28 protein-coding genes are annotated in these 26,276 nt (G+C 60.9%); 8 read left to right on the top strand and 20 right to left on the bottom strand.

Annotation, left to right across the window (positions count from 1 at the left end; genetic code table 11):
• Positions 1-51 precede the first annotated feature (51 nt).
• Positions 52-1,206, bottom strand: coding sequence for a cofactor-independent phosphoglycerate mutase (locus BP737_RS13965; protein WP_292405585.1), 1,155 nt, complete (start codon positions 1,204-1,206; stop codon positions 52-54).
• A gap of 135 nt (positions 1,207-1,341) precedes the next feature.
• Positions 1,342-2,271, bottom strand: a complete 930-nt coding sequence (locus tag BP737_RS13960; protein WP_292405588.1) for an NAD-dependent epimerase/dehydratase family protein — start codon at positions 2,269-2,271, stop codon at positions 1,342-1,344.
• Positions 2,272-2,479: 208 nt separating this feature from the next.
• Between BP737_RS13960 and BP737_RS13955 the strand changes: the two genes are divergently transcribed.
• The 6 genes from BP737_RS13955 to BP737_RS13930 all read left to right on the top strand — a co-directional run bounded on the left by BP737_RS13955 (position 2,480) and on the right by BP737_RS13930 (position 7,101).
• A complete protein-coding gene (locus tag BP737_RS13955; protein WP_292405591.1) occupies positions 2,480-3,352 on the top strand; it encodes a methanogenesis marker 12 protein in 873 nt (290 codons plus the stop codon).
• Between the two features lie 89 nt (positions 3,353-3,441).
• Positions 3,442-4,059 (top strand): 6-phospho-3-hexuloisomerase, encoded by a 618-nt coding sequence (hxlB, locus tag BP737_RS13950; protein ID WP_292405594.1) that lies wholly within the window; start codon positions 3,442-3,444, stop codon positions 4,057-4,059.
• Between the two features lie 173 nt (positions 4,060-4,232).
• Entirely contained in the window at positions 4,233-4,778 is a 546-nt protein-coding gene (locus tag BP737_RS13945; RefSeq protein ID WP_292405597.1) for a pyruvate ferredoxin oxidoreductase subunit gamma, read from the top strand.
• Positions 4,778-5,038 (top strand): 4Fe-4S binding protein, encoded by a 261-nt coding sequence (locus tag BP737_RS13940; protein ID WP_292405600.1) that lies wholly within the window; start codon positions 4,778-4,780, stop codon positions 5,036-5,038. The genes BP737_RS13945 and BP737_RS13940 overlap by 1 nt, the downstream gene beginning before the upstream one ends.
• Positions 5,038-6,192 carry a pyruvate ferredoxin oxidoreductase gene (gene porA / locus BP737_RS13935; protein ID WP_292405602.1) on the top strand — a complete coding sequence of 385 codons (1,155 nt, stop codon included), beginning with the start codon at positions 5,038-5,040 and terminating at the stop codon, positions 6,190-6,192. Before BP737_RS13940 ends, porA begins: the two co-directional genes overlap by 1 nt.
• The gene (locus tag BP737_RS13930; RefSeq protein WP_292405604.1) at positions 6,193-7,101 is read left to right on the top strand and encodes a thiamine pyrophosphate-dependent enzyme; all 909 of its coding nucleotides are present in this window, start codon (positions 6,193-6,195) and stop codon (positions 7,099-7,101) included.
• Positions 7,102-8,135: 1,034 nt separating this feature from the next.
• Here the strand turns inward: BP737_RS13930 and BP737_RS13925 are convergent.
• The 15 genes from BP737_RS13925 to BP737_RS13855 form a co-directional block, all read right to left on the bottom strand.
• Positions 8,136-8,711, bottom strand: a complete 576-nt coding sequence (locus BP737_RS13925) for a LysE family translocator (RefSeq protein WP_292405606.1) — start codon at positions 8,709-8,711, stop codon at positions 8,136-8,138.
• Positions 8,708-9,322 carry a DUF5803 family protein gene (locus BP737_RS13920; RefSeq protein WP_292405610.1) on the bottom strand — a complete coding sequence of 205 codons (615 nt, stop codon included), beginning with the start codon at positions 9,320-9,322 and terminating at the stop codon, positions 8,708-8,710. Before BP737_RS13920 ends, BP737_RS13925 begins: the two co-directional genes overlap by 4 nt.
• Complete coding sequence (gene thrC, locus BP737_RS13915) at positions 9,262-10,467, bottom strand: threonine synthase (RefSeq protein ID WP_292405614.1); 1,206 nt, start codon at positions 10,465-10,467, stop codon at positions 9,262-9,264. Before thrC ends, BP737_RS13920 begins: the two co-directional genes overlap by 61 nt.
• Before the next feature lie 71 nt (positions 10,468-10,538).
• Positions 10,539-11,282 (bottom strand): metal-dependent hydrolase, encoded by a 744-nt coding sequence (locus tag BP737_RS13910; RefSeq protein ID WP_292405616.1) that lies wholly within the window; start codon positions 11,280-11,282, stop codon positions 10,539-10,541.
• Between the two features lie 9 nt (positions 11,283-11,291).
• Positions 11,292-12,089, bottom strand: a complete 798-nt coding sequence (locus tag BP737_RS13905; protein ID WP_292405619.1) for a nitrilase-related carbon-nitrogen hydrolase — start codon at positions 12,087-12,089, stop codon at positions 11,292-11,294.
• Positions 12,086-12,295 (bottom strand): hypothetical protein, encoded by a 210-nt coding sequence (locus tag BP737_RS13900; protein WP_292405621.1) that lies wholly within the window; start codon positions 12,293-12,295, stop codon positions 12,086-12,088. Before BP737_RS13900 ends, BP737_RS13905 begins: the two co-directional genes overlap by 4 nt.
• Positions 12,292-12,945, bottom strand: a complete 654-nt coding sequence (locus BP737_RS13895) for a MarC family protein (RefSeq protein ID WP_292405624.1) — start codon at positions 12,943-12,945, stop codon at positions 12,292-12,294. The genes BP737_RS13900 and BP737_RS13895 overlap by 4 nt, the downstream gene beginning before the upstream one ends.
• A gap of 221 nt (positions 12,946-13,166) precedes the next feature.
• On the bottom strand, positions 13,167-13,616 hold the full coding sequence (gene ndk, locus BP737_RS13890) for a nucleoside-diphosphate kinase (protein WP_292405627.1): 450 nt from the start codon (positions 13,614-13,616) through the stop codon (positions 13,167-13,169).
• A 5-nt stretch (positions 13,617-13,621) separates the two neighbouring features.
• The gene (locus BP737_RS13885) at positions 13,622-13,813 is read right to left on the bottom strand and encodes a 50S ribosomal protein L24e (RefSeq protein WP_292405630.1); all 192 of its coding nucleotides are present in this window, start codon (positions 13,811-13,813) and stop codon (positions 13,622-13,624) included.
• 2 nt (positions 13,814-13,815) lie between these two features.
• Positions 13,816-14,025, bottom strand: coding sequence for a 30S ribosomal protein S28e (locus BP737_RS13880; protein WP_011843564.1), 210 nt, complete (start codon positions 14,023-14,025; stop codon positions 13,816-13,818).
• A 12-nt stretch (positions 14,026-14,037) separates the two neighbouring features.
• Entirely contained in the window at positions 14,038-14,406 is a 369-nt protein-coding gene (rpl7ae, locus tag BP737_RS13875; protein WP_292405633.1) for a 50S ribosomal protein L7Ae, read from the bottom strand.
• A gap of 184 nt (positions 14,407-14,590) precedes the next feature.
• Complete coding sequence (locus BP737_RS13870) at positions 14,591-16,591, bottom strand: DUF2298 domain-containing protein (protein WP_292405635.1); 2,001 nt, start codon at positions 16,589-16,591, stop codon at positions 14,591-14,593.
• Positions 16,581-17,561, bottom strand: a complete 981-nt coding sequence (locus BP737_RS13865; protein ID WP_292405638.1) for a lysylphosphatidylglycerol synthase transmembrane domain-containing protein — start codon at positions 17,559-17,561, stop codon at positions 16,581-16,583. The genes BP737_RS13870 and BP737_RS13865 overlap by 11 nt, the downstream gene beginning before the upstream one ends.
• Positions 17,545-18,264: a dolichyl-phosphate beta-glucosyltransferase gene (locus BP737_RS13860; protein ID WP_292405640.1), complete on the bottom strand. Its 720-nt coding sequence runs from the start codon at positions 18,262-18,264 to the stop codon at positions 17,545-17,547. Before BP737_RS13860 ends, BP737_RS13865 begins: the two co-directional genes overlap by 17 nt.
• The gene (locus BP737_RS13855) at positions 18,257-19,489 is read right to left on the bottom strand and encodes an NAD(P)/FAD-dependent oxidoreductase (RefSeq protein WP_292405643.1); all 1,233 of its coding nucleotides are present in this window, start codon (positions 19,487-19,489) and stop codon (positions 18,257-18,259) included. Before BP737_RS13855 ends, BP737_RS13860 begins: the two co-directional genes overlap by 8 nt.
• A 115-nt stretch (positions 19,490-19,604) precedes the next feature.
• Here BP737_RS13855 and BP737_RS13850 point away from each other — a divergent pair, with 115 nt between their 5' ends.
• Positions 19,605-20,771, top strand: coding sequence for a tubulin/FtsZ family protein (locus tag BP737_RS13850; RefSeq protein ID WP_292405646.1), 1,167 nt, complete (start codon positions 19,605-19,607; stop codon positions 20,769-20,771).
• Between the two features lie 10 nt (positions 20,772-20,781).
• Positions 20,782-21,864 (top strand): hypothetical protein, encoded by a 1,083-nt coding sequence (locus BP737_RS13845; RefSeq protein ID WP_292405650.1) that lies wholly within the window; start codon positions 20,782-20,784, stop codon positions 21,862-21,864.
• A gap of 913 nt (positions 21,865-22,777) precedes the next feature.
• Here the strand turns inward: BP737_RS13845 and BP737_RS13840 are convergent.
• Genes BP737_RS13840 through tuf form a run of 3 tightly spaced genes read right to left on the bottom strand, consistent with a single transcriptional unit; the run spans position 22,778 to position 26,086 of the window.
• The gene (locus BP737_RS13840; protein WP_292405652.1) at positions 22,778-24,457 is read right to left on the bottom strand and encodes a flippase activity-associated protein Agl23; all 1,680 of its coding nucleotides are present in this window, start codon (positions 24,455-24,457) and stop codon (positions 22,778-22,780) included.
• A 12-nt stretch (positions 24,458-24,469) separates the two neighbouring features.
• Complete coding sequence (rpsJ, locus tag BP737_RS13835; RefSeq protein WP_011843573.1) at positions 24,470-24,778, bottom strand: 30S ribosomal protein S10; 309 nt, start codon at positions 24,776-24,778, stop codon at positions 24,470-24,472.
• Between the two features lie 30 nt (positions 24,779-24,808).
• Complete coding sequence (gene tuf / locus BP737_RS13830) at positions 24,809-26,086, bottom strand: translation elongation factor EF-1 subunit alpha (protein WP_292405655.1); 1,278 nt, start codon at positions 26,084-26,086, stop codon at positions 24,809-24,811.
• Between the last annotated feature and the right edge of the window lie 190 nt (positions 26,087-26,276).

Genomic DNA, 26,276 nt, shown 5'->3' with positions numbered 1-26,276 from the left:
AGCGACTACAAAAAGGTGGTGCCGGGTCGTCCGACCCTGTTCCGGGCCGGTTCATCTTGAGAAGAGCAGAGGGAGGAGATCGGGCGCCTGCATGAGCCCGAACGACCCTTCTGCCGCCTCGCGCTCGGAAAAAGCACAAACGTTGTCCCTCCCTTTCCCGAGTATCGCAAACGGTATCGGGTCCGCGGTGTGGGTCTTGCACCGTACCGGCGTCGGGTGGTCGGGGAGGACCGCGACGGTCGTGTCCGGTCGGTCGAGGATGATCCCGACCGCTTCGTCGAGCCGTTCGATTGCCCGCACCTTCTCCTCCACGCTTCCCATGTGCCCGGCCTCGTCGGGGGCCTCAACGTGCATGTAGACGAAGTCGAGGCGGTCGAGGGCATCGACGGCGTACCTTGCTTTCGCCTCGTAGTCGGTGTCCAGGAACCCGGTGGCGCCCGGAACGCGGATCACCTCCATTCCGGCAAGGCGTGCGATGCCGTTCAGGAGGTCGACTGCGGAGATCATCCCCCCGGAAAGTCCGTATTTCTCCAGGAAAGGCGTAAGCGACGGTCTTGTCCCGCCGCTCCACGGCCAGATCCCGGTTGCCGGGGTCTTTCCCTCCTCTCGACGGCGCAGATTGACCGGGTGGTCGGCAAAGACCTCCCGGGACACCTCCATGCTGTCGAGGAGGACCTCAGCATCGTCCCCGCGCGGGAGGAACGCCGCCACCGGCTGACCGACGATGTCGTGGGGTGCGGTGGTCCCGGCTCCATGCGCCCCCGGGACGACCAGCAGGTTCCGGTAACTGACCCCCGGGTAGACCCGGACCTTCCCGAGTGCGGCGTCCAGAGCGCGGAGGAGTTCGGCACCCTCGGCGCTCGAGATGTGCCCGGCGTTGAAGTCCTCCATCTTCCCGTCCCGAACCGTGACCAGGTTGCAGCGGTAGGCCATCTCCCCGTCCCGGAGGGCGACTCCCATATTGGCCGCTTCAAGCGGCCCTCTCCCGGTATAGAAGGTGCGGGGGTCGTAGCCCAGGATGCAGAGGTTCGCGATGTCGCTCCCTGGTTCGAACCCCTCCGGGACGGTCCGGAGCATCCCGCACCGTCCCTCGCGGGCGATGCGGTCCATATTCGGTGTGTCTGCATATTCGAGGGGTGTTCTGCCCCCAAGTTCGGCCAGCGGATCGTCCGCCATACCGTCCCCGAGAATGACGACGTACTTCATGCATGCCCTTCGTGCTGTTTTGATATTATATTTCAATTCGGCTGCAAGTATAGCCGGGTAATTGCTGTACTTCCGTTTGGCGTTGTATTGCTTATGCTCTTTGGCGTAATCATCCTGGAGGGGACCCGTGCGCCGTTATTCGAGCATGGCGCGAACAGCCGTGCGCACACTTTCTTCCGAGGTGGTCCTGCACTGCCAGCCAAGACCCTTGAGTCTCTCGACCGAGAGCTGCATCCTCGGCACGTCGCCGACCCAGCCGCGTGCACCGCCGGTAAACCGGTAGCGGACACCGGAGAGCCCCATCTCCTCTGCGACGATATCGGCGATCGCGACGACGTCGATCCAGTCTTCAGATCCGATGTTGAAGGTGTTTATCGTGTCGTGGGAATGTTCGATCCCGAACTGCACGGCGCGGACACACTCTCCTACCTCCAGATAGGATTTTGTCTGCCTGCCGTCGCCGAGGATCTCGAGTTCGTGCGGGTTTTTGCGAAGTTTCCAGATGAAGTCGGAGATGACGCCGTGGCCGCTCCGCTCACCTATGATGTTTGCGAACCGATAGACCCACGACCGCATCTCAAACGAATGGCAGTACGACGAAATAAGCGCCTCACAGGCGAGTTTCGTCGCGCCGTAGACCGATATCGGTTCGAGCGGGGTATAGGTCTCCGGCGTCGGGATGACGGTGGCATCGCCGTAGACGGTCGAGGTCGAGGTGAAGACCAGTTCCGGCACGCCATACGCCCGCATCGCCTCGAGTACCCTGTGTGTGGCGATGATGTTGTTTCTCACCTGGGACTCCGGGGTCATGGCGCTCTGCCGGACGTCCGGGTCTGCGGCGATGTGATAGACCCGGTCGGCGCCCTTGATGCGCTCCTGCCAGCCGTCGTCGAGCAGGTTCCGCCTGAGGAAGGTGACCTGCCCGCTCGCTCTGTGGTGTGCGAGGTTCCGCTCGGTACCCGCACTGCAGTCATCGACGACCAGCACGTCGTCACCCGCCGCGACAAGGGCGTCGACGATGTGTGAACCGATAAACCCGGCACCACCTGTTACGATACAGAACATGATAGAGTAATGTCCTTCTCCCGCTATAGGGTTACTGGATGACGGCTCCATCCAGAGCGCCGGGTCTTTTCCTTGCCGGTTCCTGTCGCCGTCGGCGCGGAGGAGTAGGCGAAATGGTGGCACCAGGGTAGTGCAGCCTGATTCCTGCCCCTTCCCGCGGGGGATCCGAAAACTTACTTCAACCCCGGATGTAAAGAGGTACGGTATCATGTTTATCGGCATCGACCACGGCACTACCGCGATGCGTTTCTCCACCGGCGAGGAGGATTATAAGATCTCCCGCGAAGAAGCCCGGCATTTTACGGCCGACGATCTTGCCCGCCTCTCTCCTCTCGACGAGATCGAGGGAATTGCCGTCTGTTATTCGATGGGCGACGGTATCTCGGCCATCACCGATATCAGGAAGGTTACCGGCCGGGGCGTCGTCTCCCGGGAAGGCGCCGGCAAGCATATCGGCGGCGGCACCCGTGTCTACGACGAGATCAGGAGGAGCGGTCTTTCTGCCGTCGTGATTCCCGGACTGCACCGTGCATCCCCGACCGATCCGCGATTCAAGGCCTACTCCCACCAGGCGAGCCCCGAGAAAATCGGGATCCTGTATGAGGTCTCGCACGACCTCGGCGGGGATATCGTGGTCTGCGACACGAGTTCGAACACCGTCACCCTCCTTGTGACCGGCGGCCGGATTGTCGGTGCATTCGATGCCTGCATCTTTGCGCCCGGCACCCGGCACGGTGCTCTCGATGTGGATGCCATCCGTCGGATAGACCGGGGCGAGTCCACGGCGAACGACGCCTTCCTCCACGCGGGCGTGGACAATACGATGAACCCGGAGTTCCGGGTAGAGACGATGGCCATGTTTGCCGCGATGGAGTGCGCCGCGATGCTCCTCCTCAATCCCGGCGCAAAGGTCGCCCTCGCCGGCTCCATGGCGTCTGCCGTTGCACCGGGTGTGGAGGCGCTCCTTTCCCGGAAGGTTGCCGTCTACGACGAGTGGTGCGCGGCCCGGGGGCTTGCCAGGATCGCCCGTGACGTCTTCTCGGGAGCAACCGGGATCCTCGGGCTCGCGGTGGAGCGATAACCCGCACCTTGGCTGTGCTTCCCATCCATACTCTTTTATGTGACCCCGGGTTGTTGTATAATGCACTGAAAAAGAGAGGGACCAGAGACATGCAGCCGGAGTGCCCCAGTATCGCCAACCTCATGCTCCTGATGACGGCACGTCTCGAAGAGACGGCGCGTGCCCTTAGCCAGGAGACTGCCGGTCGGTTTATCGATGAGATCCTCAATGCAAAACGGGTCTATGTGGCCGGCGCCGGACGTTCAGGACTCGTCGCGAGAGCGTTCGCCCAGCGCCTGATGCACCTTGGGTTTGAGAGTTACGTCATCGGCGAGACCATCACGCCGGCGTTCAGGCCGGGGGACGTGCTCGTCGCCTTCTCCGGTTCCGGAGAGACCCGGTCCGTGGTGGACGTCTGTGAGACCGCCCGGGAGATCGGGGGGAGGATCTGCCTCATCACATCGTCACCGAACTCGCACATAGGGCGCATGGCCGACTGCATCGTCGAGATCGGGAATAACCAGCTCAAGGATGCGGATATTCCGCAGGACTTCGAGATCCGCCAGCTTACCGGTCAGTACCGGTCGGTGTCCGGCTCTTTTGCCCCTCTCGGGACGCTCTTTGAGACCGCCGCGCTGGTCTTCTCCGATGCAGTCGTCTCCGCTCTGATGGAAGTGAGGCACTGCACCATTGAGGAGATCAAGAGCCGCCTCGCCAACGTTCAGTAAACGGGAACTTGTCCCGGCACCCCCCCGGGTTTTTCTCTCTTGTTGCCGGAACCGGAAGAGCGCTTTTAAATCGCCTGCGGGCGATGAACGTTCCGACATGCCCGGAACCCGGCCGTGGACTGAGCGCCGGTGTATTTATATTATTAATCATTAAGATTAAAGGGGGTTTTTGTTTGAGAGAGTTACGCATACATGGCAGGGGGGGCCAGGGCTCCGTGACCGCCGCCGAGCTCATTGCTTTCGCAGCATTTGAAGGCGGCGTGTATGCCCAGGCGTTTCCGGCCTTCGGCGTAGAGCGACGGGGCGCCCCGGTTCAGGCCTTCGTCCGCTTCAGTGATGCAAAGATCCGGCTGCGCAGCCAGATCTACGAGCCCGACTACATCATTGTGCAGGACCCGACCCTGATCAAGGATGTAGATGTCTTCATGGGCATGAAGGCGGGCGGCATCGCCATCGTCAATACCGAGAAGCCCGACTTCGGTGCCCGGGTCCCGGAGGGCGTGAAGGTCTACACCATCGATGCGACCACCATCGCGCTCGAAGAACTGGGTGTGCCCATCACCAATACCACCTTGATGGGCGCTTTCGCCGCAGCCACCGGCGAGATACAACTGGAGCCGCTGGAGCACGCGCTGCGGAGCCGTTTCTCCGGGGCTCTGGCCGATAAAAACATCAAGGCGGCGGAGCGCGCATACGACCTGATCGGAGGTGCCGCGTAATGGCGTTGCGGGTCGGCTGCGTCGCGCCGCCGGGCAGGGCGCTCGAGAATAAGACCGGCGCCTGGCGGGTCTTCAAACCTACCTTTGAACCTGAGAAGTGCACGAAGTGCGGCATGTGCGCTATGGTATGCCCTGAAGGGTGCGTCCACGAGACGGAGGAGGGCACGTTCGAGCCGGACCTCGATTACTGCAAAGGTTGCGGCATCTGTGCAGAGGTCTGCCCGAAGAAATGCATCCGGATGGAGAAGGAGGAGAAATAATGCTTGAGTTTATGGAAGGGTCGCACGCGGTGGCCGAGATCGTGAAACGCTGTCGTCCGCAGGTGATTGCAGCGTATCCAATCACGCCGCAGACGCACATCGTCGAAGACCTTGCGCAGATGGTGGCGAACTGTGAGATCGATGCCGAGTACATCACGGTCGAGAGCGAGTTCTCCGCCCTCTCCGCCTGCCTCGGTGCGAGCGCGGCCGGGTCCCGGGTCTACTCGGCCACGACCTCCCAGGGTCTCGCCCTGATGTTTGAGGTCTGCTTCAACGTGGCAGGGATGCGCCAGCCGATCGTGATGACGATTGCGAACCGCTCGCTCGGTGCGCCGCTCTCCATCTGGAACGACCAGCAGGACTCGATATCCCTGCGCGACTCCGGGTGGCTGCAGTTCTACGCGGAGGACAACCAGGAGGCTGCCGATCTCCATATGATTGCCTACCGGGTCTGCGAAGATCACGATATCCTCCTCCCTGCCTTCGTCTGTTTCGACGGGTTCATCCTCTCGCACACCTACGAACCGGTCTCCCTCCCCACCCAGGAAGAGGTGGACGCCTACCTGCCCGCTTTTAACCCGTATCAGCGGCTGGACGCCGAGGCGCCGCTGAGCTTCGGGATGTATGCGACGCCCGAGTATTACATGGAGTTCCGCTACGAGGTCGACCGGGCGATGCACCGTGCCGGAGAGGCGTTTGCGAAAGCAGGGCGTGCGTTCGGCGAGCAGTTCGGCAGGGACTACTCCGATCCTGTGGAGGGCTACCGCCTCGAGGATGCTGAGACCGTGCTCGTCGCCATGGGCTCCATCTGCGGCACCATCAAAGACGCCGTCGACGAGATGCGCGAGCACGGCCGGAAGGTGGGACTCTTGAAGATCCGGATGTTCCGGCCGTTCCCGGCCCGGGAGATTGCGGATGCGCTCGAGGGTGCCTCGACGGTGGCGGTGCTTGACCGGAACATCTCGCTCGGCTGCGGGGGAGCGGTCGGTACCGAAGTGAAAGCGGCGCTCCAGGGTTCCGGTGCGGCTGTATACGACTACATCATCGCCCTCGGCGGCCGCGATGTCCGGAAGCGGGACATCGCCGCGGTTGTCGACCTCGCAGAGAAGGGGAAAGGAGACATGTTCTATGGATTACGAACGGAGGTGCTCTGAATGGCTGAAGTAGAACAGGGGTGCGCGCTCTTCTCGGCGGGACACCGGGCGTGCGGAGGGTGCGGACCGGCACTTGCGGCCCGTCTCCTCCTCAAGGCGACCGGAAAGAACGTCATCATTGCCGCAGCGACGGGGTGCATGGAGGTCTTCTCCACGCCCTACCCGGAGACCGCGTGGGGAGTCCCCTGGATCCATTCGCTCTTCGAGAACCCTGCAGCGGTTGCATCGGGCATCGAGGCGTCGCTGAAGAGGCAGGGGCGCAGCGAGAAGGTCGTCTGCATCGGCGGCGACGGGGCAACGCTCGATATCGGCATGCTCTGCATCAGCGGCGCCTTCGAGCGCGGTCACGACATCACCTACGTCTGCTACGACAACGAGGCCTACATGAACACGGGCATCCAGCGGTCGGGTGCGACGCCCTACGGCGCGAGCACCACGACGAGCCCCGCGGGGAAGTGTTCTCCCGGTAACGTGCATCAGAAGAAGGACATGCCCGCGATCCTCGCCGCCCACGGTGCGCCGTACGTGGCAACCGCTTCGATCGCCTACCCGAACGACTTCGTCCAGAAAGTCGAGCGCGCGATCAACACCCCCGGGCCCTGTTACATCCAGGTGCACACCCCCTGCTGCACGGGGTGGGGCTTTGAGTCGGGGGAGACGCTCGCCATGGGAAAACTCGCCATCGAGACCGGTCTCTGGGTGAACTACGAAATGGTCGACGGCGCGGTAGAGAAGGTAAAGAAAGTGAAGCGAAAACCCGTCGAGGAGTACCTCTCAAAACAGAAGCGGTTCCGGCACCTCTTCAAGCCCGCCCGGCGGGACGATGAGATCGCAAAGATCCAGGCGATCGCCGATGCGAATGCCGAACGGTTCGGGATAGACATCAAGCGGAAAGAGCCTTCGGAGTAAACCGGGTCGGCGACGGGACCCCTTCACATTTTTTTTTGGTCGAGCCCGCACGAGGCTGGCCGTCTATCGGACGACCCCTTTTCCCGGGAGCCACCAGTAGTGCCGGTGTTTCATCGACGGTAACCTATAAATAGTTCCACTTCATTAGAACTATTTGTTATCCGATGTTACGTATGATATTATTCATCATACTATCGGAGAGCGGCCTCCCGGGCCGAAGCCGGGTGGGATTGATCGGGAAACCTTCTTCCGTTCTTCGCACCGCCGGTTGCTACAATCCGGTCCGCAGGCATTGTTGTCTGAACAATGAAGGCATGAGGCTGCCGCAGGAGGTGATATGACAAGACGCAGGTCGATCCATCCAGAACCGGGACCTCAAATGAGGTCCGAACCGTCCGGTCCTGGTGAGGGTGCCTATCTCCATAGGGTAATGGATTTGTTCCGGGGTCAATCACGATAAGGCCGACCGGATGAAAGATCTACTCCGGAACTGCTCTCGAATAATGAAGATTCCGTCGAATGCCGTGTTCTCCTCCGTTAAATGTCCGTCCATCCGGCCGGCCGCTTTTTTTCCGGCGTCCCGCGTGTCTGGCGAATCGATGAGTGTACAAACCTTAAAGCAGGTATATCTCCTGGATGTTTCGACCCGCCGATAGCGGTTGCGACGCTGTTTTGTGATCGCACCCGACGGCCGCAATGTACCTCAGGAATTCGCTCATTTTAGAATCCGCACAGAACTCCCTCAACTCCCCGGCCGGCACAAAAGAGGTGGCAACGAGTACGAGATCATCGGTCTTCTCAAACTCCTGCCCGTCGGCCAGTCGTTCCCCCCCAAAACTTGCGATCTTCCAGAATCGGTGCTATCGCTCATGTTAGCGTCCGGCGACGATACGGTCTCCCGCGACGCCTTAACGGGAGTCGGCCGCACCCGGAATTCGGTAGTTTGACCTCCGGGAGCTTCTTCAGAACGTTACTTTAGCGAAGTACTGTGCCCGCATCGTCGGAGTTCGGGACCACCGACAGAAGGCCCGGGATCAGGCCGAAAGGATCGTCCAGATAAAGTACAGTCCGAAGAGCATCATGGCGATCCCGCTCGCCTGCACCACTCGTTTGTAATGGGGACCGAGCACGTTCGCTCCCCGTGAGACGGCAAGAGCAAGGAGCCCGAGCCAGGCGATGTCCGCACCGATGTGCCCGACGTAGAACGCGCCAAACGACGGGTGGAGTGCGAGAAACCCGACGCCGAACGTGAGCCACCAGACCCACCAGTAGGGGTTGCCGAGCGTGCAGGCCACCCCGAATGCAACCGGCATCCGGGCCTCTTCGTTCACGACGGCGACTTCTTCCGCGTGGAGAAACTGCCCGATACCGAGTGTGATGAGAACGCCCGATCCGAGGAGAGCGATGAAATCGATGTAGGGGACGTCGCGCACGCCGCAGGCTATGGCCGCGACCATGACGGCCTCGGGGATGCCGTGCCCTGCGACAAGCCCTGCAACGAACGGCGCCGGTCGCCGCGAACCGAGGCCGAGGACCGAGGCGGTCATGGGTCCGGGCGATGCGGCCCCGGAGAGCCCGATCAGGAACGACGCAACGATTATATCGATCATCCCCCGCCCCTCCGCCGCGAGAGGAGGAGAGGGAGGAGCATGGTGAGCGCGACCGCGAGCCATATGGTCCCGAACGTGGTGAGCAGGATCTCGCGGTCGGGGGTATAATAGCGGACCTCCACGCCCGTCGTCCGGTTCCAGGCGATCTCTGCGGTTCCGTTCGTCCCGGAGGAGACGACTCCTCCAGGGCTGATCATGCCGATAAGCGGGTTTCTTACGTCGAGCCCCTCGGGCAGGGTGACGGTTACGGCGTACGGGTCATCGAATGCCGCCACGAGGTGGTTGTTTCTCACGGGAGCCTGGTAGGTGACGGTGTAGTTCCCCTCCGGGAAGGTGATGACACCCCGGCCCGCATCCTTGTATTCAACCGGTCCCGAGGGGCCGAGCACTTCGATATCTTCGACCAGGAGCGGGACCCGTTCCCCCATCAGTCCCGGGGTCCAGAAGGCGTGCTCGCTCCCCGTAACCTCGACCGATGCTTCATAGGCGGTGCCGTCGGAGACCACCCGGAAGGCGGCCTCCCCGGCCGCAACCGGGGTGCTGACCAGGATCAGCGCAAGACAGAGAGCAATGACTGCAGGTCCGCGTCGATCTCGAGGGGAGGTTCGCATTGTCGTACCACTGTTTCAGGATCTTTTAAGAGATGCCCGGTCACCACGCAGACGATCCGCTCATCCTTATCGATCAGACCGAGTTCGGCGAGTTTCCGTATTCCGGCAACCGAAGCTGCAGAAGCGGGCTCGACGCCGATGCCCTCTTTTCTTGCGAGGTCCCGCTGCATGGCAAGGATCTCTTCGTCCGTCACGGCCGCCGCCGTCCCGCCGGTTGCGCGGATGGCGACAAGCGCTTTCTCCGCGTTTACCGGAGCGCCGATCCGGATTGCGGTCGCAACGGTCTCGGGGGCGGCTTCCGGGACCAGTACGTCGAGGTTTTGCTCTATCGCTTTCACCAGCGGCTGCGAGCCGGCCGCCTGGATGCCGGTCATCATCGGCAGACGGTCGATGAACCCGAGCGCCTCAAGTTCGCGGAGACCCTTGTAGACCGCGGAGATGTTGCCCGCGTTTCCGACGGGGAGGACCATCCGGTCGGGCACCTCGCCGCCGAGTTGGTCGACGGCCTCAAACCCGATCGTCTTCTGTCCCTCCAGACGGTAAGGATTGACCGAATTTAAGAGATAGATGCCCTGGCTGATGCAGAGCTCATGTACCATCTCGAGTGCCCGATCAAAGTTGCCGCGGATGGAGATGACCCGCGCGCCGTGCATAAGTGCCTGAGCGACCTTGCCGAGGGCGACCTTCCCCGCCGGCAGGAGGACGACGCAGGGGAGGCCGGCCTTCGCCGCGTAGGCGGCAAGGCTTGCCGAGGTGTTCCCGGTGCTCGCGCAGGCGACGCTGGTCATCCCGAGTTCGCGGGCCATGCTGACGCCCACGGTCATGCCGCGGTCCTTAAACGAGCCGGTCGGGTTCATCCCCTCATGCTTTGCGTAGAGTTCGGAGAGACCAAGTTCCTTACCGATCTTCGTTAAGTGGTAGAGCGGCGTGCCTCCTTCTTGGAGAGAGACCGGCTCGCCCCTGACCGGAAGAATCTCCCGGTAGCGCCAGACCGAGAGGGGGCGCCGGTTCCATTCATCCCGGGAGACGTCAATGCCGTCCAGGTCGTATTCGACGGTCAGCAGGTGTCCGCAACGGCTGCAGGTATAGATGATCTGGTCCGGCGTGTAAGTTGCACCACAGTGAACACAGACGAGACGGTACATAGAAAACCGTTGATCGCCCGAATACGTATAGATATGGTATCCCGGATCGGCGCCGGGTTCCGTCGACCGGTTCAACCGCGCCGCTCGCGCCGGACGCGGCAGATGAGCATGAAGAGGAGCCAGAGGACAATAGTGCCGGCGAGCGCAAGAAGCCTGAGGTCCTCGGACGATGCAGTGGTCACGAACGGTGCAATGAGCATTCCGGCCGCCGCCAGCACGAGAACGACGGCGAAGGCTGCCGGACGCACTTCGAGACCCCCCTGTGTCCGGATGCTGCCTGCTATCCGCCTCCGGGAGAAGGGGTAGAACCAGGCGATGCCGGCCCGGGTGCAGGTGTCCTCAACGAGGTGGAGGACGCACCCCGCAAAGAATGCACACCCGAAGGCGGGGAGGAGTGTCAGAGGTCCGCCGAGCCAGGTGAGGATGAGGGCCAGGTAGCCGGAGAGGATCAGGGAGGTCAGTCCGATGCCCGCGAACGAGTGGAGCAGCCCCCGGTGCCGGTGCCGGTAGCTCTTCCGGAGGAGCAGCGAGAATACAAGGGAGAGCGGGTAGTAGATGAGATACCTGATGGTATAGCCGAAGATTGGAAGCACCACGGCAAGGCCGTTTAAGACCTGCCCCCTCTTTCCTTTCAGTCCGCCGATCCTGCCGTTGAATATCGCTGCATCGACGGCGTCCGCGTCCGGTGCGAGCGATCCGACGAATACGCCGAAGAAAAGAACGGCAATCCTGACCGGGTCGAGGACGGGAGCCCAGGGAGCAATTACGAGTCCGGCCGTGGCGAGACTGAGAGATACGTGCTGGTCACCCCGCATGGACGATCTCTAGAGTTTAGAGAGCAATCTGTGATAAAGGTCGCTTCTGCGGTCTGAAAGTGAAGGGAGCCTGATCCGGGCCTCACGAACCGCCCCCGGGTCCAGTTCCATAATGAGGACTTCTTCGCCGGCCCCGCACCGGGCGATGACCGTGCCGTCCGGGTCGGCGCCGAGCGATCTCCCACAGTAAATCCCGCCCGGCCCGCCGGCCGTGTTGATCCCGGCCACGTAGTACCGGTTCTCGATGGCGCGTGCGGAAAGCAGGGTCTCCCAGTGGGAGAGCCGCGAGCAGGGCCATGCAGCCGGCACCAGCATGCACTCCGCCCCGGCGAGCGCGTAGATCCGGAAGAGTTCCGGGAACCGGAGGTCGTAGCAGACGGCAAGCCCGAACGTCATTCCGCCGACGGTGAAAGTTGCGATCCGGTCGCCTGCAGCGTAGTTGTCGTCTTCTCCATCGGGAGAGAAGAGGTGGATCTTTGCATAGGCAGCGAGGAGTTCGCCGCCTGCATCCAGCACGACGACGGTATTTCGGGGGAGGCGCCCCGGCACCGTTTCGACGATCGACCCTGCGACCGCGATATCGTTCTTTTGCGCCACATCCCGAAAGGCCGCCGCGAGCGGGCCGTCCACGGACTCTCCGGCGGCGGGAGAGACCGTCGGGGACCAGCCGGTTACAAACTGTTCGGGAAAACAGATAAGCGATGCTCCGGCCGCCGCGGCCTCCCCGGCCATCCGGCCTGCCGCATCGAGCACCCTGGCCGGGTCGCCCCGACCGCCGGCAACCTGGGCGAGCGCTATCCTTGTCATCGCTGGGGCGACCGAATTTCGTCCCGGTCCCTGCAGGAGAGGATGAGCACGAAGGCGCCGAGGACGACGAGTGCGGCGAGTACCACCATGATATACGGGGCGAACGGGACCTCAACTGCGAATATCCGTGCTCCAATGAGGAGCCCGCCTGCAATGATGCAACTGCTGACGAGGACCGCCCCGAGAAATGTCCGGTCGGGTTTCATACGGAGCCTCCGGAGAGTATGGGGAATGCGGCCCGAAGCCCTACGATGATGAACTGGACTGCAATCGCGATGAGGAGCATGCCCATCAGCCGGTTGACGGCACGAAACTCCCGCTGGCCGATGCGCCGGACGATGAGATCGGATCGTTGCATCATGTAGTAGGTGATCCCGATCGCTGTGACAACGGCAAGCGGTACGACGGCGATTGCGGCGATGCCTATCAGCATCGCCTCGTTCATCAATACGATCACGGAGGCGATTGCGCCGGGCCCCGCAATCATCGGAATCGCAAGCGGCATGATGGCGATGTCGTCCGTGTCCTGTCCCCCGTACTTCTCGGTAGCGGTCATCTTGGCCCGCGAGGTCTTTGCGTAGACCATGTCCATGCCGATCCCGAAGAGAAGAAGACCGCCTGCGATACGAAATGCTTCGATGGAGATGCCGAAGAGTTGCAGAATCCATCCGCCCACGAACGTGAATATCAACAGGACGATCAGGGCGAACTGGCTTGCATCATGTGCGACCTTGAGTTTTGCCGGCCCGTCCATCGTGTTCGTGAGGGAGACGAAGATCAGGGTGGCTGCGAGCGGGTTCACTATGATGATGACTGAAGAGAAACAGAGCAGCGCAAAACTCAGAAAGTCCACCATTCGCGATCAGGTATATGACAGGTCCAATATTAGCCCTTGTGGTTTGCCGGTGGAACGGACGATCCGGCTTTGCAAAAATCTCCTCAAGAATGGTCTTCTCAGGCCGGATGGACCCAAATCCTGTTGACGCCCGAAGGCACATCCGGGCACGCTGTTTTTGCGTCGGAGACCCGGAAAAAAAGTATGCGTTTGGTCCCGCCGGCATCGGGCGGTCTACGGCTTCACTCGTAGATTACGGACTCGTCGATCTTTTTGTAGTCGACCAGTTCGCCGGGTGCGAAATGGATGCCGAGTTCGCGGGCGGCGCTCTCGGGAGAGTCTGATGCGTGGATCACGTTCCGCCCGATGTCGAGGGCGAAGTCGCCGCGGATGGAGCCCGGTGCAGCCTCGGCAGGATTTGTGGCGCCGATCATCCTGCGGACGACTGCGACGGCACCTTTCCCTTCCCAAGCCATCAGGAAGCAGGGGCCGCTCATGATGTAGGCCGCGAGACCCGGGAAGAAAGGCTTCTCCCGGTGCTCGCGGTACTGCTCAATAACCCGTTCTTCGGGAAGGAGTTCTAACCTGGCCCCTGCGAGTTTGAGTCCCCGGGCTTCAAACCGGGAGACGATCTCCCCGATGAGTCCGCGCTGGACGCCGTCCGGCTTGACCATCACAAAGGTGCGTTCCATACCGGTCACTCTTTGCCGCGGGCTTTGCGCCCCGCCGCGGTCCACTCGACGCGACGCGGCACCCGACCGAGTTTGTAGTTGTTCTGGCACTTCGTGCTGCAGAAGTAATAGATGGTCCCGTCTTTACGGACAAACATCTTGCCGGTGCCGGGTTCGAGCGTCTCTCCGCAGAAATTGCAGACGTATTTGTCAGCCATGTTTACCGCCTCGAGAGTTTCTTGGCTTCACGCTCGGTCTCGAGCAGCGAGAGGATGTCCCCCTCCCTGATAGGGCCCACCGTATTGCGGGTGATGATCCGCCCCTTGTTCGGGCCATCGAGGACCCGGCACTTCACCTGCTGGGCTTCGCCATGCATACCGGTCATGCCGATGATCTCGATAACTTCTGCGGGCGTTCCGTCGTTTGCCATTGCTCTTACTCCTCACGCTCTCAGTGCTGCAATCTGCTTTGCGATCTCGTCGACGAGGTCCTTCGCCTTGCCCGACTTGACGATAGCGGCGGCTGCCGAGCCGACTTCAAGGCCGCTCGCGGAGCCGATATCGTTCTGCTTCGTGATGTAGACGTACGGGATCTGCTTCTCTTCGCAGAGCGGCGGCAGATGCATTACAATCTCTTCAGGCTCAACGTCCGAACCGATGAGAACCAGCTGGGCGATGCTCCGCTCGACTGCTTTTGTTGCCTCGTTGGACCCTTTCTTCACCTTGCCGGTATCTCTTGCGATCTCAAGGGCTTCAAGGGCCTTATTCTGGATCTCTTCCGGAATCTCGAATTTTACGTATGCCTTTGCCATAACTCGCCTCTTTCGAGGGCAGATTTCTACTGCCCCGTCATCATTCATCAGTAGCGTAGCTGATCGAATGCGCTCTATTATGTCAATAGGAGGACTGATAAATGTTTGTCATTCGCCCTCATGCGACGAGGATACCGTTCGGCAGTTCCGGCGGCCGGAGATGTGTGTGCGGCTGCTTACGCTATCATGCAGGGATCCGGTAGATCTGGACCCCCCGGGCGTCGTAGATGAGTTCGAGCGTATCCGTCGGGATCGAGACATTATAGCGTTCGCGCTCTTCTGCACCCACGTAGAGGAGCGTGGCGTTGTATGCCCGCGCGAGGTCGACAGTTCGGGACGGTTGTTCATAGATAGCCCGCACGTCGGCGCTCCGCTCGCCTATGCGTCCTTCGTCCCCGCGCCACATGTACTCGTGGAACGGCATCCCGATGACGGCCGGTATCCCGGTGAACGACGAGACTCGTGAGTAGTAGGTGTAGTCCCCGCCCTCCGCCTCGACAATGATGTGGTCGCCGGGAAGATCCCGGAGGAACGCGATCGCCGCCGCATCTTCCGGATGCGAGCCCTCAAGGTACGCCGCCCCGTCCAGGGTATGGCTCCCGTAGCCGAAGTCGACGTTGATCGCGAAAGGTGCAACAAGGAGGAGCGCCGCGGCGAGAACCGGCAGTACCCATTTTGTCCCGGCAGGCATACGCCGACCTATTCCGGCGTTCCGGAGCCACTCCCCGACGACGGCAAGGCTTGCCGTTCCCATCAGGAACCAGGCGGGGAGATAGAACTTGAAGACCGTATTCATCCGGAAGTAGGTCTCCCCCATGTTGTCCACAAGGTAGACCAGTTCGGTGGCGAGGATAATCAGGAGCCCGAGGATGGCGAGCGTGTCGGCGGCCGAGAACCGGCGGCGGGCGAGGAGGTAGGCCAGCGGGACGGCGGCGATGGCCGCGGCCGGATAGCCGGCGAGCACGAACGGCACCGCGGCGAGCAGCAGGTAAGGGCGCTTTTTGATGTCCGGGACGCAGGAGGCGGTGAGGATCGCGAGGAAGAGTCCGTGGACTAACAGGAACTCCACCGGATCGGAGGGCACCGGAACGATCCCGATCCCTTCGATACCGGGGCTGTTGAGTTGCAGGTAGAACGGGAGATATGTTGCGATGGCAAGCGGCGGCACCACAGCGAGCACCATCCAGGACCGCTCCCGGTCCGGTGAAAAGTTCCCGTAGCGCCGCCATACGAGGAGGCCGAAGACCAGCGTGACCGGGGCGTAGACCAGCACGTCCCAGGAGTTGAACCCGGGCATGGACCCAAGGGAGAGGGCGGCAAGCCCCGAGAGGATTACGCGCCCCCGCGCCGTGAGGGTCCCCCACCGCATGTAGGCAAATACGAGGAGGAAGAGCAGGAGCCCCTGGTTGAAGAAACTCATGACGTGCGGGTGTACGTCGCCCCAGAGCATCGAGAAGAGGGGATATTCGTTGATCGTGTTCGTGATCGTCCGGGTGCTCCCCCAGAGGACATCGAACCACGAATCTCCGATCGCGATGTGGTAAATCGCCGAAGGGTTGGGGAGGAAGAGCGCAAGCACCGGAAGCCAGCGATAGCGCTCAAGGAGGAGATGCCCGAGGGCGTAGAGCGAGACAGCGGCAAGACCGAGCACCGTCGGGAGGACAAGATTGAATGTTATCGTCGAAGGCACACCGGCCGTAAGCCCGAGCGCTCCGCTCATCCAGTAACCGAGATAGTAGTAAACGTCGAGCGTTCCTCCCGCATACCAGGGGTCGAGCGGCGGGACGGCCGGCTGCCGCATGATCGACGCGAGGATTGCGTGGTCCATGAACTTCTCGGCGTAGGAGATGGTCGGGTTGATCCAGCGCACCTCAAGCATGAAGAGGAAAGGGACCAGGAAGGCGAGGTCCCAGGTGAGGCCAGATCGTAAGCGCTCTCGTGTGTAGAATCCCTGCGACCCTGCATAGGCGACTATGGCGAGGAACGGCAGGAGGGGGAGCCAGACCGGGAGGCCAAGTTGTCCACAGTACCAGGACCCGAGCGTGAAGAGGAGGACCGATACCGGGTATGCGACGGCGGCCGAGAGAGTGCCGAAGGTGCGGTCGAGTGCCGGCCAGGTGCCGAGGTGGAGCAGTTTGACAACCGCAAGCCAGAGCAGCACGGAGACAATCAGTTCACCTGCCAAACGTCTCCTCCTTCTCGATCTCCCTGGAAAAAGCCTTTCTTAAGAGGTCCATCGACCAATTGCCTAAGTAGTAGATCGATCCGACCCCGCCGACGAGCGTGACCAGATTCTTGACCAGGTGGTCGATGACGGCGATCAGTGTCGCCGTGGCGACCGGGGTTCCCGCGAGCCCGAGGGTCAGCGCGAGTGCGAGTTCATAGGTTCCCACCCCCCCCGGGGTGATCGGGACCGCCTTGACGAGGTTCCCGATGACGATTGCAAGGACGACGATGGCGAACGGGACTGACTCCCGAAACATCAGGACGACCGCGTAGCAGACCAGCACATCGACGAGCCATATGAGGAGCGAGGACCCGCCGAGGGTAAGAAGGGCCCGGGGATTGAGGGAGACCTGCTTCACCTCGTCGAGCATCCTCTGGATGGCAACGACGATCCGGTTCTCGGACTTCAGTCTGCCGGACCAGAGGAGCACGGCAAAGAAGACGCCGCCTGCGGCGAGGGGGACGATGATGACCGTGATGAACCAGTCGGGAACGTCGAGCACCGCGAGGACGAACGGGAGCGCGACGGCGCCGAGCACCGCGATCATTATGATATCGAAGACGCGCTCGACGACGATGGATGAGAACCCCTGCGAGTAGGTGGCGTCGTCCTCGTGCTTGAGGATGAGCATCCGCACAAAGTCGCCGAGGCGTGCGGGGATGATGAGGTTCGCCGTCTGGGAGACGAAGATGCAGGCGATCGAGAACCCGAGACTCTCTCTGATGTCAAGGCCGTTCAGGATGAACCGGTACCGGAACCCCCGGAGGACCCAGGCGACGACGCAGATCCCGACGGCGGCAAAGAGGAAGGGTATCACGGCGTGTTCGAGCGTCAGCAGGAGGTCGTCCCAGACGCGGTAGAGCATGTAGCCGACGATCCCGATCGCGATCAGGGTGGGAATGACGATCGCGCTAGCCTTTTTCCACATGGAGTCTCCACCAGAGGCGTAAGATCGCCGATCCCATCTCGACAACGTCTTTTCTGCGCACGGTCGTCCCCTCCCCCTGCCGCCACCTCACAGGAAGTTCTTTTATGCGATATTCGTTCTTCTGGGCCCGTATCAGCACTTCGGTGTCCCAGAACCAGTGGCCTGCGGTCACCGATGGAAGCAGGTCGAGGAGCCGGTCGCGCCGGAACGCTTTGAACCCGCACTGGTGGTCGTGGAGCGAGCTTCCGAGGATCGTCCTGACCAGCATGTTGTAGCCGCGGCTCGCGATCTCCCGGCCCCCGCTCCGGGTGATTACGCTTTCCGGGAGGAGACGGGAGCCCGTTGCGGCATCGTAGCCGTCGCGGACGGCGCCGACGAGTTCGGCGAGGTGCTGCATGTCGGTGGCAAGGTCGACGTCGTAGTAGCAGACGATTGACCCGTTTGCCCCGGAAAACGCACGATTGAGGGCCCGACCCCGCCCGAGCCGCTCGTCGGAATGAAGCAGGCGGACCCGGGGGTCGTTCGTTTCGTACGCTCTGACGAACTCGGCGCTCCCGTCGGTGCTCCCGTCCTCGGCGACGATCAGTTCGAACCTCTCCGGGGCTATCGACTCCAGTGCCTCAAGCGACCGCGGTATGGCGGTCTTGAGCGCCGTAAGGTCGTTATAGACCGGCAGGACGGCGCTCACCTCGATCTCACGCATTCGGGAACCTCGCGAGAACCCGCTTTGCCGCTTCCTGTCCGGCGACGACCGAGCCGTTCATGCTCCGCTCCGGGTAGTTCGGGGGGCTGAACATCCCGGCGAGGAAAAGGCCGTGCTCTTCGTAGGCAGGCAGGCGATTTCGGAGCCCGGTCGTGTAGACCGGGCCTGCATACCTATCGACAGCGAGCCGGTGCCAGTGCACCTCATCTTCGCTGACGGAAAATCGCCTGCAGAAATCCGTGAGCATCGACTGCTCGAAGCCTTCCGGGAGCCGGTCGGTGAAGTAGGACGCGAGGTAGATAAGATGTTCGCCGTACCACGCGAGCGGGGCGAAGTTGGTGTGCGAGACCACCGCACCATAGGGGGCCGCGTCCTTCATGTTCAGCCAGTATATGCCGCGGGTTACGTCCCGGTCGAGTGCGAGGGTCATGCAGGCGGCGCCCTGGTAAGGAATCGGGGTGATATCGAGTCCGGTGAGGTCCGAAGTCACCTGCAGCGGGAGTGTCGAGACGACGGCGTCGTAGGCCTCGTTGTCGACAAGCCAGCCGTCGCCGTTTGGCCGGATCTCCGTGACGGGGGAGTCGAGCATGATCGAGGCGCCCCGCTTCGCTGCTGCTTCTTCGAGTCGGGCGATGAGGTGTCGGAATCCCCCTTTCAGGTAGCCCAGGCGCTCGCCCCGGACACCCCGGTCGGATCGGATTGCGATGCGGGATATGAGCCAGGCCGCCGAGACTTCGCCCGCACGATCCCCGAATTTGCTCTTTAAGAGCGGTTCAAAGAACGAAGCGTAGAGGCCGGGACCGAGATGTTCCAGGATATATTCCTTTGCGGTGACGCCGTCGAGCGCTGAGACGTCGAGCCGCCGCGAGCGCAGGGTCAGCAGGCCGAGGCGGGCTTTCTCGGCGAGTGTGAGGTGGGGGTAGCGCAGGATCTCGGTCGGGGTGGTGAGCGGGTGGATGGTCCCGTCGACGTAGTAGCCGGTGGACCCTCGAAGCCATTCCAGCCGGTCGGTCAACTGCAGCGTATCGAATAGGCTGAGAAGGCTGGTATCACCGGCAAAACAATGGTGGTAATACTCTTCGATCCAGTAATCGTCAATCCGGTACGAACTGAGGCATCCTCCCGGAATGGGGCGTTTTTCGAAGAGATCTACCTGGTGTGTTTCGGCAAGTTCGAGAGCCGAGACAAGTCCGCACAACCCTCCCCCTACGACGCAGATCTTCATTGCTCATCACTATGTACTGAAAATTATAAGAACACTTTTGAAATATAAAGTATACAATGTCTTTATACATAAACGGCGATATTATTAACCAGTCCATATGAGGGTGTGAAGCTGAATGAGGGTCTTCTTTATAGGATTCGGTCAGGCTGGGGGCAAAATTGTCGATATGTTCATTGGACAGGACAAGCGGATGCAGACCCAGAATTTCAGGGGAATTGCAGTCAACACAGCACGTACCGACCTGATGGGGCTTAAAAATATCGAACTTAAAGATCGGCTCCTGATCGGGCAGACGGTGGTCAAAGGCCACGGCGTCGGGACCGATAACGTAACCGGTGCACGGGTGACTGCCGATGAGATCGACGCCATCATCAACGCGATCGACTCGAGGGGGACGCATGATGTCGATGCCTTCGTCATCATCGCCGGTCTCGGCGGCGGGACCGGTTCCGGGGGCTCGCCGGTTCTTGCCCGGCACCTGAAGCGCATCTACCGGGAACCGGTCTACGCGATCGGCATCCTTCCCGCTCCGGAGGAAGGCAGGCTCTACTCATACAATGCAGCCCGTTCCCTGAGCACCCTGGTGAACGAGGCGGATAATACCTTCATCTTCGACAACAGCGCCTGGAAGAACGAGGGAGAGAGCGTTAAAGACGCCTATAACCGGCTGAACGACGAGATCGTCCGCCGGTTCGGCGTGCTCTTCCGTGCGGGCGAGGTCGGTAAGGCGGGTGTCGGGGAGATGGTCGTGGACTCAAGCGAGGTCATCAACACCCTGCGCGGCGGCGGCATCAGCACCGTCGGATACGCCATCAGCGAGAAGGTCAGCCCGCGTACAAAGCAGAATCAGGGGCTCTTCTCCGGCCTGATGCGCAAGAAGGAGAAGACCGAAGAGGTGCTGACCGGGGAGGACAAGTCGGCGAAGATCATCGCTCTCGTCAGGCGTGCCATGCTCGGGCGTCTCACCCTGCCGTGCGATTACTCGACGGCGGAGCGGGGTTTGGTTCTTCTCGCGGGCCCGCCCGATGAGATGGACCGGAAGGGTGTGGAGAAGTCGAAGAGCTGGGTGGAGGAGAACATCGCAGGCGTCGAGGTGCGTGGCGGGGATTACCCGGTGCAGAGCGACTACGTCGCAGCTGTCGTGGTCCTTGCGACGATCGGGGACGCTCCCCGGATCACCGATCTCCTTGAGATTGCAAAGGCTACAAAGGAAGATGTCATCAAATCGAAGGAAAAGCGCTCGACTATGTTCGATGACGGCATTGAACCGCTGTTCGAGTGAGGGGGGCATTATGAAGGCGAACAGCGGCAAATGGATTGTTCTCCTGCTCGCACTCTTCTGTTTCGTGCAGGCTGTATCGGCATTCGACGTCAAGACCGAGACCGTTGACCCGTCGAGCGGCGCTCTCGAACCCGGTCAACAGGTGAGCGCGCGTTATGTGCTCACCTACGATATGATCACCTCCGACCTGAGCGATGAGACGTTCGAGCTCAGCACCGGGCTGCAAAATCCCTCCTGGGACATAACGGTCTACCACGACGGGGTTGGGACCCCAATCAAGAAGGCCGGGTATTACCCGGTCCTGTTGGAGTTCGAGATCGACTACGGTCAGGGTGATACCGAACTGGACATTAAGGTGCGTGGCACCGTCCCTTCGAGTGCGAGCGGAACGATTCTGGTGACCAAGATCGAGCACCTGCGGGATAAAGATGTGAAGGACACTCATTCCGTGACCCGGGACGTTGTGAGCGCGGGTCAGGTCGAGGATTCTCTCTCCGCCCAGCAGCAGCGCCTCAAGGACCTGAAGGCCGACATGGATGGAAAGGCCGGAGAGGGCGTGGACGTCTCTGCCGCACAGACCAAGTACAACGCCGCGAGCCAGGCGCTCACGAGCGCCGCGGCGGCAAGTCCGTCACAGGCAGCGGGTTACATCACCACCGCCACGAAGAATATAGACGAGGCGAAGTCGCTCCTCGATAGGGCATGGGCCGAGAAGGAGGTCTCGAACGCCGCCGCGACAATCGAGTCTCTCGACGGGATGATCACCTACTTCGTCGAGAACCGCTCGATGGCGAGCGACCCGCAGGTGGTCGCCATCATGACCAAGCGCGAGAGCTCCGTCCAGTTCTACTCCCAGGCAAAGGATGCCCTGAACGCGAACAACTACTCTCTCGCGCGTTCGAAGGCAGCCGATGGTCTGAATAAGGCGAACGAGGCCCTGACCGATGCAAACGCCCTCCGGGAGAAGCTCGGTGAGGGATTCAGCCTCGGCGGCAACCTCCTCCTCTACATCGGCATCGGGGTCGTCATCATCCTGATCGTTGTGGGTGTTGTGATCTACCGAAAGAGGACCGGCTGGGACGAACTCGGGTGACCCCGGCAACTAACTCCCCTCTTCTCCACACCAGCTTTTTTCGTCCGTATCCTGCCCCTCCCGGACCTTGAGTATTCGCGGGGCACCAGTGTCTCTGACTGGACGTTTTTCTTGCCGCCATAATCGATCCTCAGCCCGTACGGATGAACGGCATCCCTTGGGTCGAATGCATGTTCATCCTGCATATGGCAAGGGGGCTTGTAGGCCGGGGACGCCCAAACCGACGCCTGGGGGGGAGGCGAAGTACTCTCACGCAAAGATTCGAGCACCGTGATCTTGTGCGAAATGCGGGAAATGGAACGTTTGAAACGCGAAAATTCCGGAGAGGTTTGAGGCGCGATCAAAGGGAAACCTGATGAAAAACAGTACCCGGGGCGGTCCCGGAATAAGGTATTTCATTGTCCCTTATTGTGCATCCTCGAAGGACGTAATCGATTTTTCATCGGATATCTCCATGACTGCCCTCGCCCCCCCACCAAGGGGGGACGGGGGAGGAGCGCCGCAGGTGCGGGAGGGGTGGGGTCGACAAGGCCGGAGAGTGGAGTGCGAGCGTAGCGAGCTTGAGAAACCTGGAGGATTTCGAGGGGGATTTTCCCCCTCCCGCAGGAGGGTATCCGTACGTCCTTCTGGAGATATATTCCGTGCAGTGGAACGTAGCGGCTATTCGCCTCCCGGGGGGCCGGGGGCAGTCATGACGATATCCGTAGCCCTGAAATCTCGCGATCTTCCGGGCTTCGGTCATGTGAGCGTCCGGCAACGATACGGTCTCCCGCGACGCCGTAACGGGAGTCAGCAGTACCCGGACCCCGGAATGCGGTAGTTTGACCTCCGGGGGCTTCCTACAGAGCCGTTGCTTGAGCGAAGTATCGGATCTCAAAAGAGCGTCGGCAGGGGGGCCGCCCTGCATCGGGTCTCAGGCGGTCGGCCCTCCGGGAACCTTCGAGAAGACCTCGATGTTTCTGCTCCCCGACTTCCCGTCCCGCAGGAAGTAATACTCGATCAGCCGATCCTTATTCTCTTCATACGAGAACCAGTAGTTCAGCCGGTAGGTCTCCTTAACGTAGCCGTCGAGGGTCGGATAGGTGTCGGCATCATGGGTGATCACGACGTCGTAATCGCCGCTGTAGATCGTCGATTCGCTTACCTTCTGACTGTAGTAACTGAGTTTCGAGGCGTTTTCACCCCGGTAATACCAGGGCAGCGGCCAATAATTCTCGGTCGCGATCGCTACCCGGTCCGCGGCATTGATCACTCTAAAGACCTCCCGCAGGTCTTCGGAGTTCTGCACCTGCACGATAGGCTCGTTGATGTCTGCGGGGGTGAACGCCACATGGAACATCATGACGACCAGGAAGATGCTTGCCGCGACGGCGACGACCGCCTTCTTCGTGGTCATCGCATAGACCGCGACGAAGATCATGGGCAGGAGCTGGTGGAGGATCAGCCACGGCACCTTCTCGCCGATGTAGGCGTAGGCTGTCATTGAGAGCAGCATCCAGATGATGGCGAACCGTGCGAACTCCTTCTGCCGGTCTATCGGCCGGATCTCCCCGCCGCCCGAAAGGATCTCGCGGAGTCGGTCCCTCCAGCCCTGTGGCTGGATGGGGGGGGGGGCTGCAACCTCCGGGACCCCCTCTTCCGCCTCCTCGGCCCCTTCTCCATCCTCAGGGGTTCCTGCATGGCGGCTCTTCCGCTCTCTCCACTGAGAGACAAGGGCGGGGATGTTGATGAACTGGAAGACCCCGACTATGGCGAGGAGCAGGATCGGCAACTCGTAGAGGATGAAGAGCAGGATGTAGAAGTACGGCGGTCCTCCGAGGCGCTGCATCTGGTGCATGGCGGTCCAGTGCTCGATGGCCCGGAGCCACCAGTCCAGAACCATCTCCGGATGGGCGCCGAACGACGAATAGAAGACTGCCGCGATTCCGACTGCGAGGAGGACGCCGAGCGCGAGGTCCCGGACCCAGCGGGTCGGAAGGCGAACCTTTCCTGTCCAGACCAGGTAAAGGAGGTATGCTCCGAAGATCAGGATGACTATCGGCATGTTCTCCATCGTGGACATCCCGAGGCCGACCGCCGCCCCGGCAAGGAGTGCATACCGCGTCTTCTGCCGCTCGAAGTAGTAGAGAAGGGCGATGAGGAGCACCATCGTGAAGAAGATGATGAAGGGATCGTCCCGGAGGAACCGTGAGAAGTAGACCATGTTCGGCGATACGGCGAGGAAAAGCGCCGCTACCAGGGTCTGCTTCTTATCGAGGTAGCCGAGTCTGTAGATCGGGTAGAGCAGCGGGACGAGCAGGGTGCCGAGCAGCGCCGGGATGAGCCTTCCTACAAGGTCGGAATCCCCGAAGAGCGCGAACATCCCGGCCGTGACGTAGTAGCGCAGCGGCCCGTGGTACATGGGATCGTAGATATAGGTCCCTTCGGTCAGGAGTTTATAGGAGAACCACGCGTGAATAGCCTCATCGTGATGAAAAAGCTTTAAGTCGAGAGTGTAAAAGCGAAGAATAATTGCGGCCAGAAATATGAGGAGGAAAATCCCCTCGAATGAGAGTCGTTCACGGATTCGGGCCGTGACCACGGCGGTCTTCACGCCGCTCCCACCTCAACTCTCCAGCACAATTTCGATGCCGATGTCCTTTGGAACCTGGATACGCATTAACTGGCGCAGTGCGCGCTCGTCGGCGTCAATGTCAATGAGCCTCTTGTGCACCCGCATCTGCCAGCGGTCCCATGTTGCGGTACCTTCGCCGTCAGGGCTTTTCCTGGTGGGCACGACGAGTTTCTTCGTGGGCAGCGGAATTGGGCCTGCCAGATTGACGCCGGTACGCTCTGCTATTTCTTTGATCCTATCACAGACCATCTCGATCTTTTCAAAATCGGTTCCGGAAAGACGTATTCTGGCCTTCTGCATATCTACCACCAAAAAATTATGGGTACCTTCTTATCTCATCTGCTTGGGCGTGATGTCGATGCACACGCCTGCGGCAATGGTGGAGCCCATATCACGAACGGCGAACCGTCCAAGCTGCGGGATAACCTTGACCTTCTCGATGACCATGGCTTGGGTCGGCTTGATCTTGACGATCGCGGCATCGCCGGTCTTGAGGAACGTGGGGTTCTCTTCCTTGACCTGACCCGTGCGGGGGTCGAGTTTTTTCTGGAGTTCGACGAAGGTGCACGCAACCTGAGCGGTGTGGCAGTGGAAGACCGGGGTGTAACCGACTGTCAGGGCGCTCGGGTGGTGGAGCACGACAACCTGTGCGATGAACTCGTCTGCGACGGTCGGCGGCACATCGGCGGGACCGCAGACATCGCCGCGGCGGATGTCCCCTTTGCCGATGCCACGGACGTTGAACCCGACGTTGTCGCCCGGGAGCGCCTGCGGGATCTCCTCATGGTGCATCTCGATGGACTTGACTTCACCCTCCTTGTTCGCGGGCATGAAGCTGACCTTCATTCCCTTCTTCATGATACCGGTCTCGACACGGCCGACGGGCACCGTTCCGATACCGGAGATGGAGTAGACATCCTGGATCGGGAGACGCATGGGCAGGGTTGTGGGCTTCTCGGGTTCCTTAAGCGCGTTGAGCGCATCGAGCACCGTCGGTCCCTTGTACCATGGGGTATTTGCACTGGGCTTCGAGATGTTGTCGCCGACGAACGAACTGATCGGGATGAAGCTGATGCTGTCGGGCTTGTAACCGACAATCTTGAGCAACTGGGATAACTGCTCCTTAACCTCGTTGAAACGCTTCTCGTCGTACTTGACGGCGTCCATCTTGTTGATGCCGATGATCAACTGGTTGATGCCGAGTGTGCGGGAAAGGAAGACGTGCTCCTTGGTCTGCTCCATCACACCGTCGGGTGCGGCGACGATCAAGAGTGCGGCGTCTGCCTGGGATGCTCCCGTGATCATATTCTTGACGAAGTCACGGTGTCCGGGGCAGTCCACGACGGTGAAATAGAACTTGTCGGTATCGAACCGCTTGTGGGCGATATCGATGGTGATACCACGCTCACGCTCTTCCTTGAGGCTGTCCATAACCCAGGCGAACTCGAATGAGCCCTTACCCTTGGCTTCAGCCTCCTTTCTGTACGTCTCGATGATGTGGGGCGGTACGGCTCCCGTCTCAAAGAGCAGCCGGCCGACGGTAGTAGACTTCCCGTGGTCGATGTGTCCGATTACTGCTAAATTCATGTGGGGCTTTTCAACTGCCATGATATATCCTCCACTCAAATAGGTCTGTCAGCTCAAACAGCCTGCTTATGCGAGTAACTTATACGTATGACGTTCTCCATATAAAGCATTTCTATCCACGTGACGAGCGTGCATTCCCTGAAAATCCCGGATAATCGACAGAATCTTATTCTCCAGAAATCTACGTTCTTCATACCATGAAGACACTTGA

Origin of the sequence: Methanoculleus sp. UBA291 (assembly GCF_002499755.1) — an archaeon.
GTDB lineage: Archaea > Halobacteriota > Methanomicrobia > Methanomicrobiales > Methanoculleaceae > Methanoculleus > Methanoculleus palmolei.
This window is presented reverse-complemented; position numbering and strand designations above follow the sequence as displayed.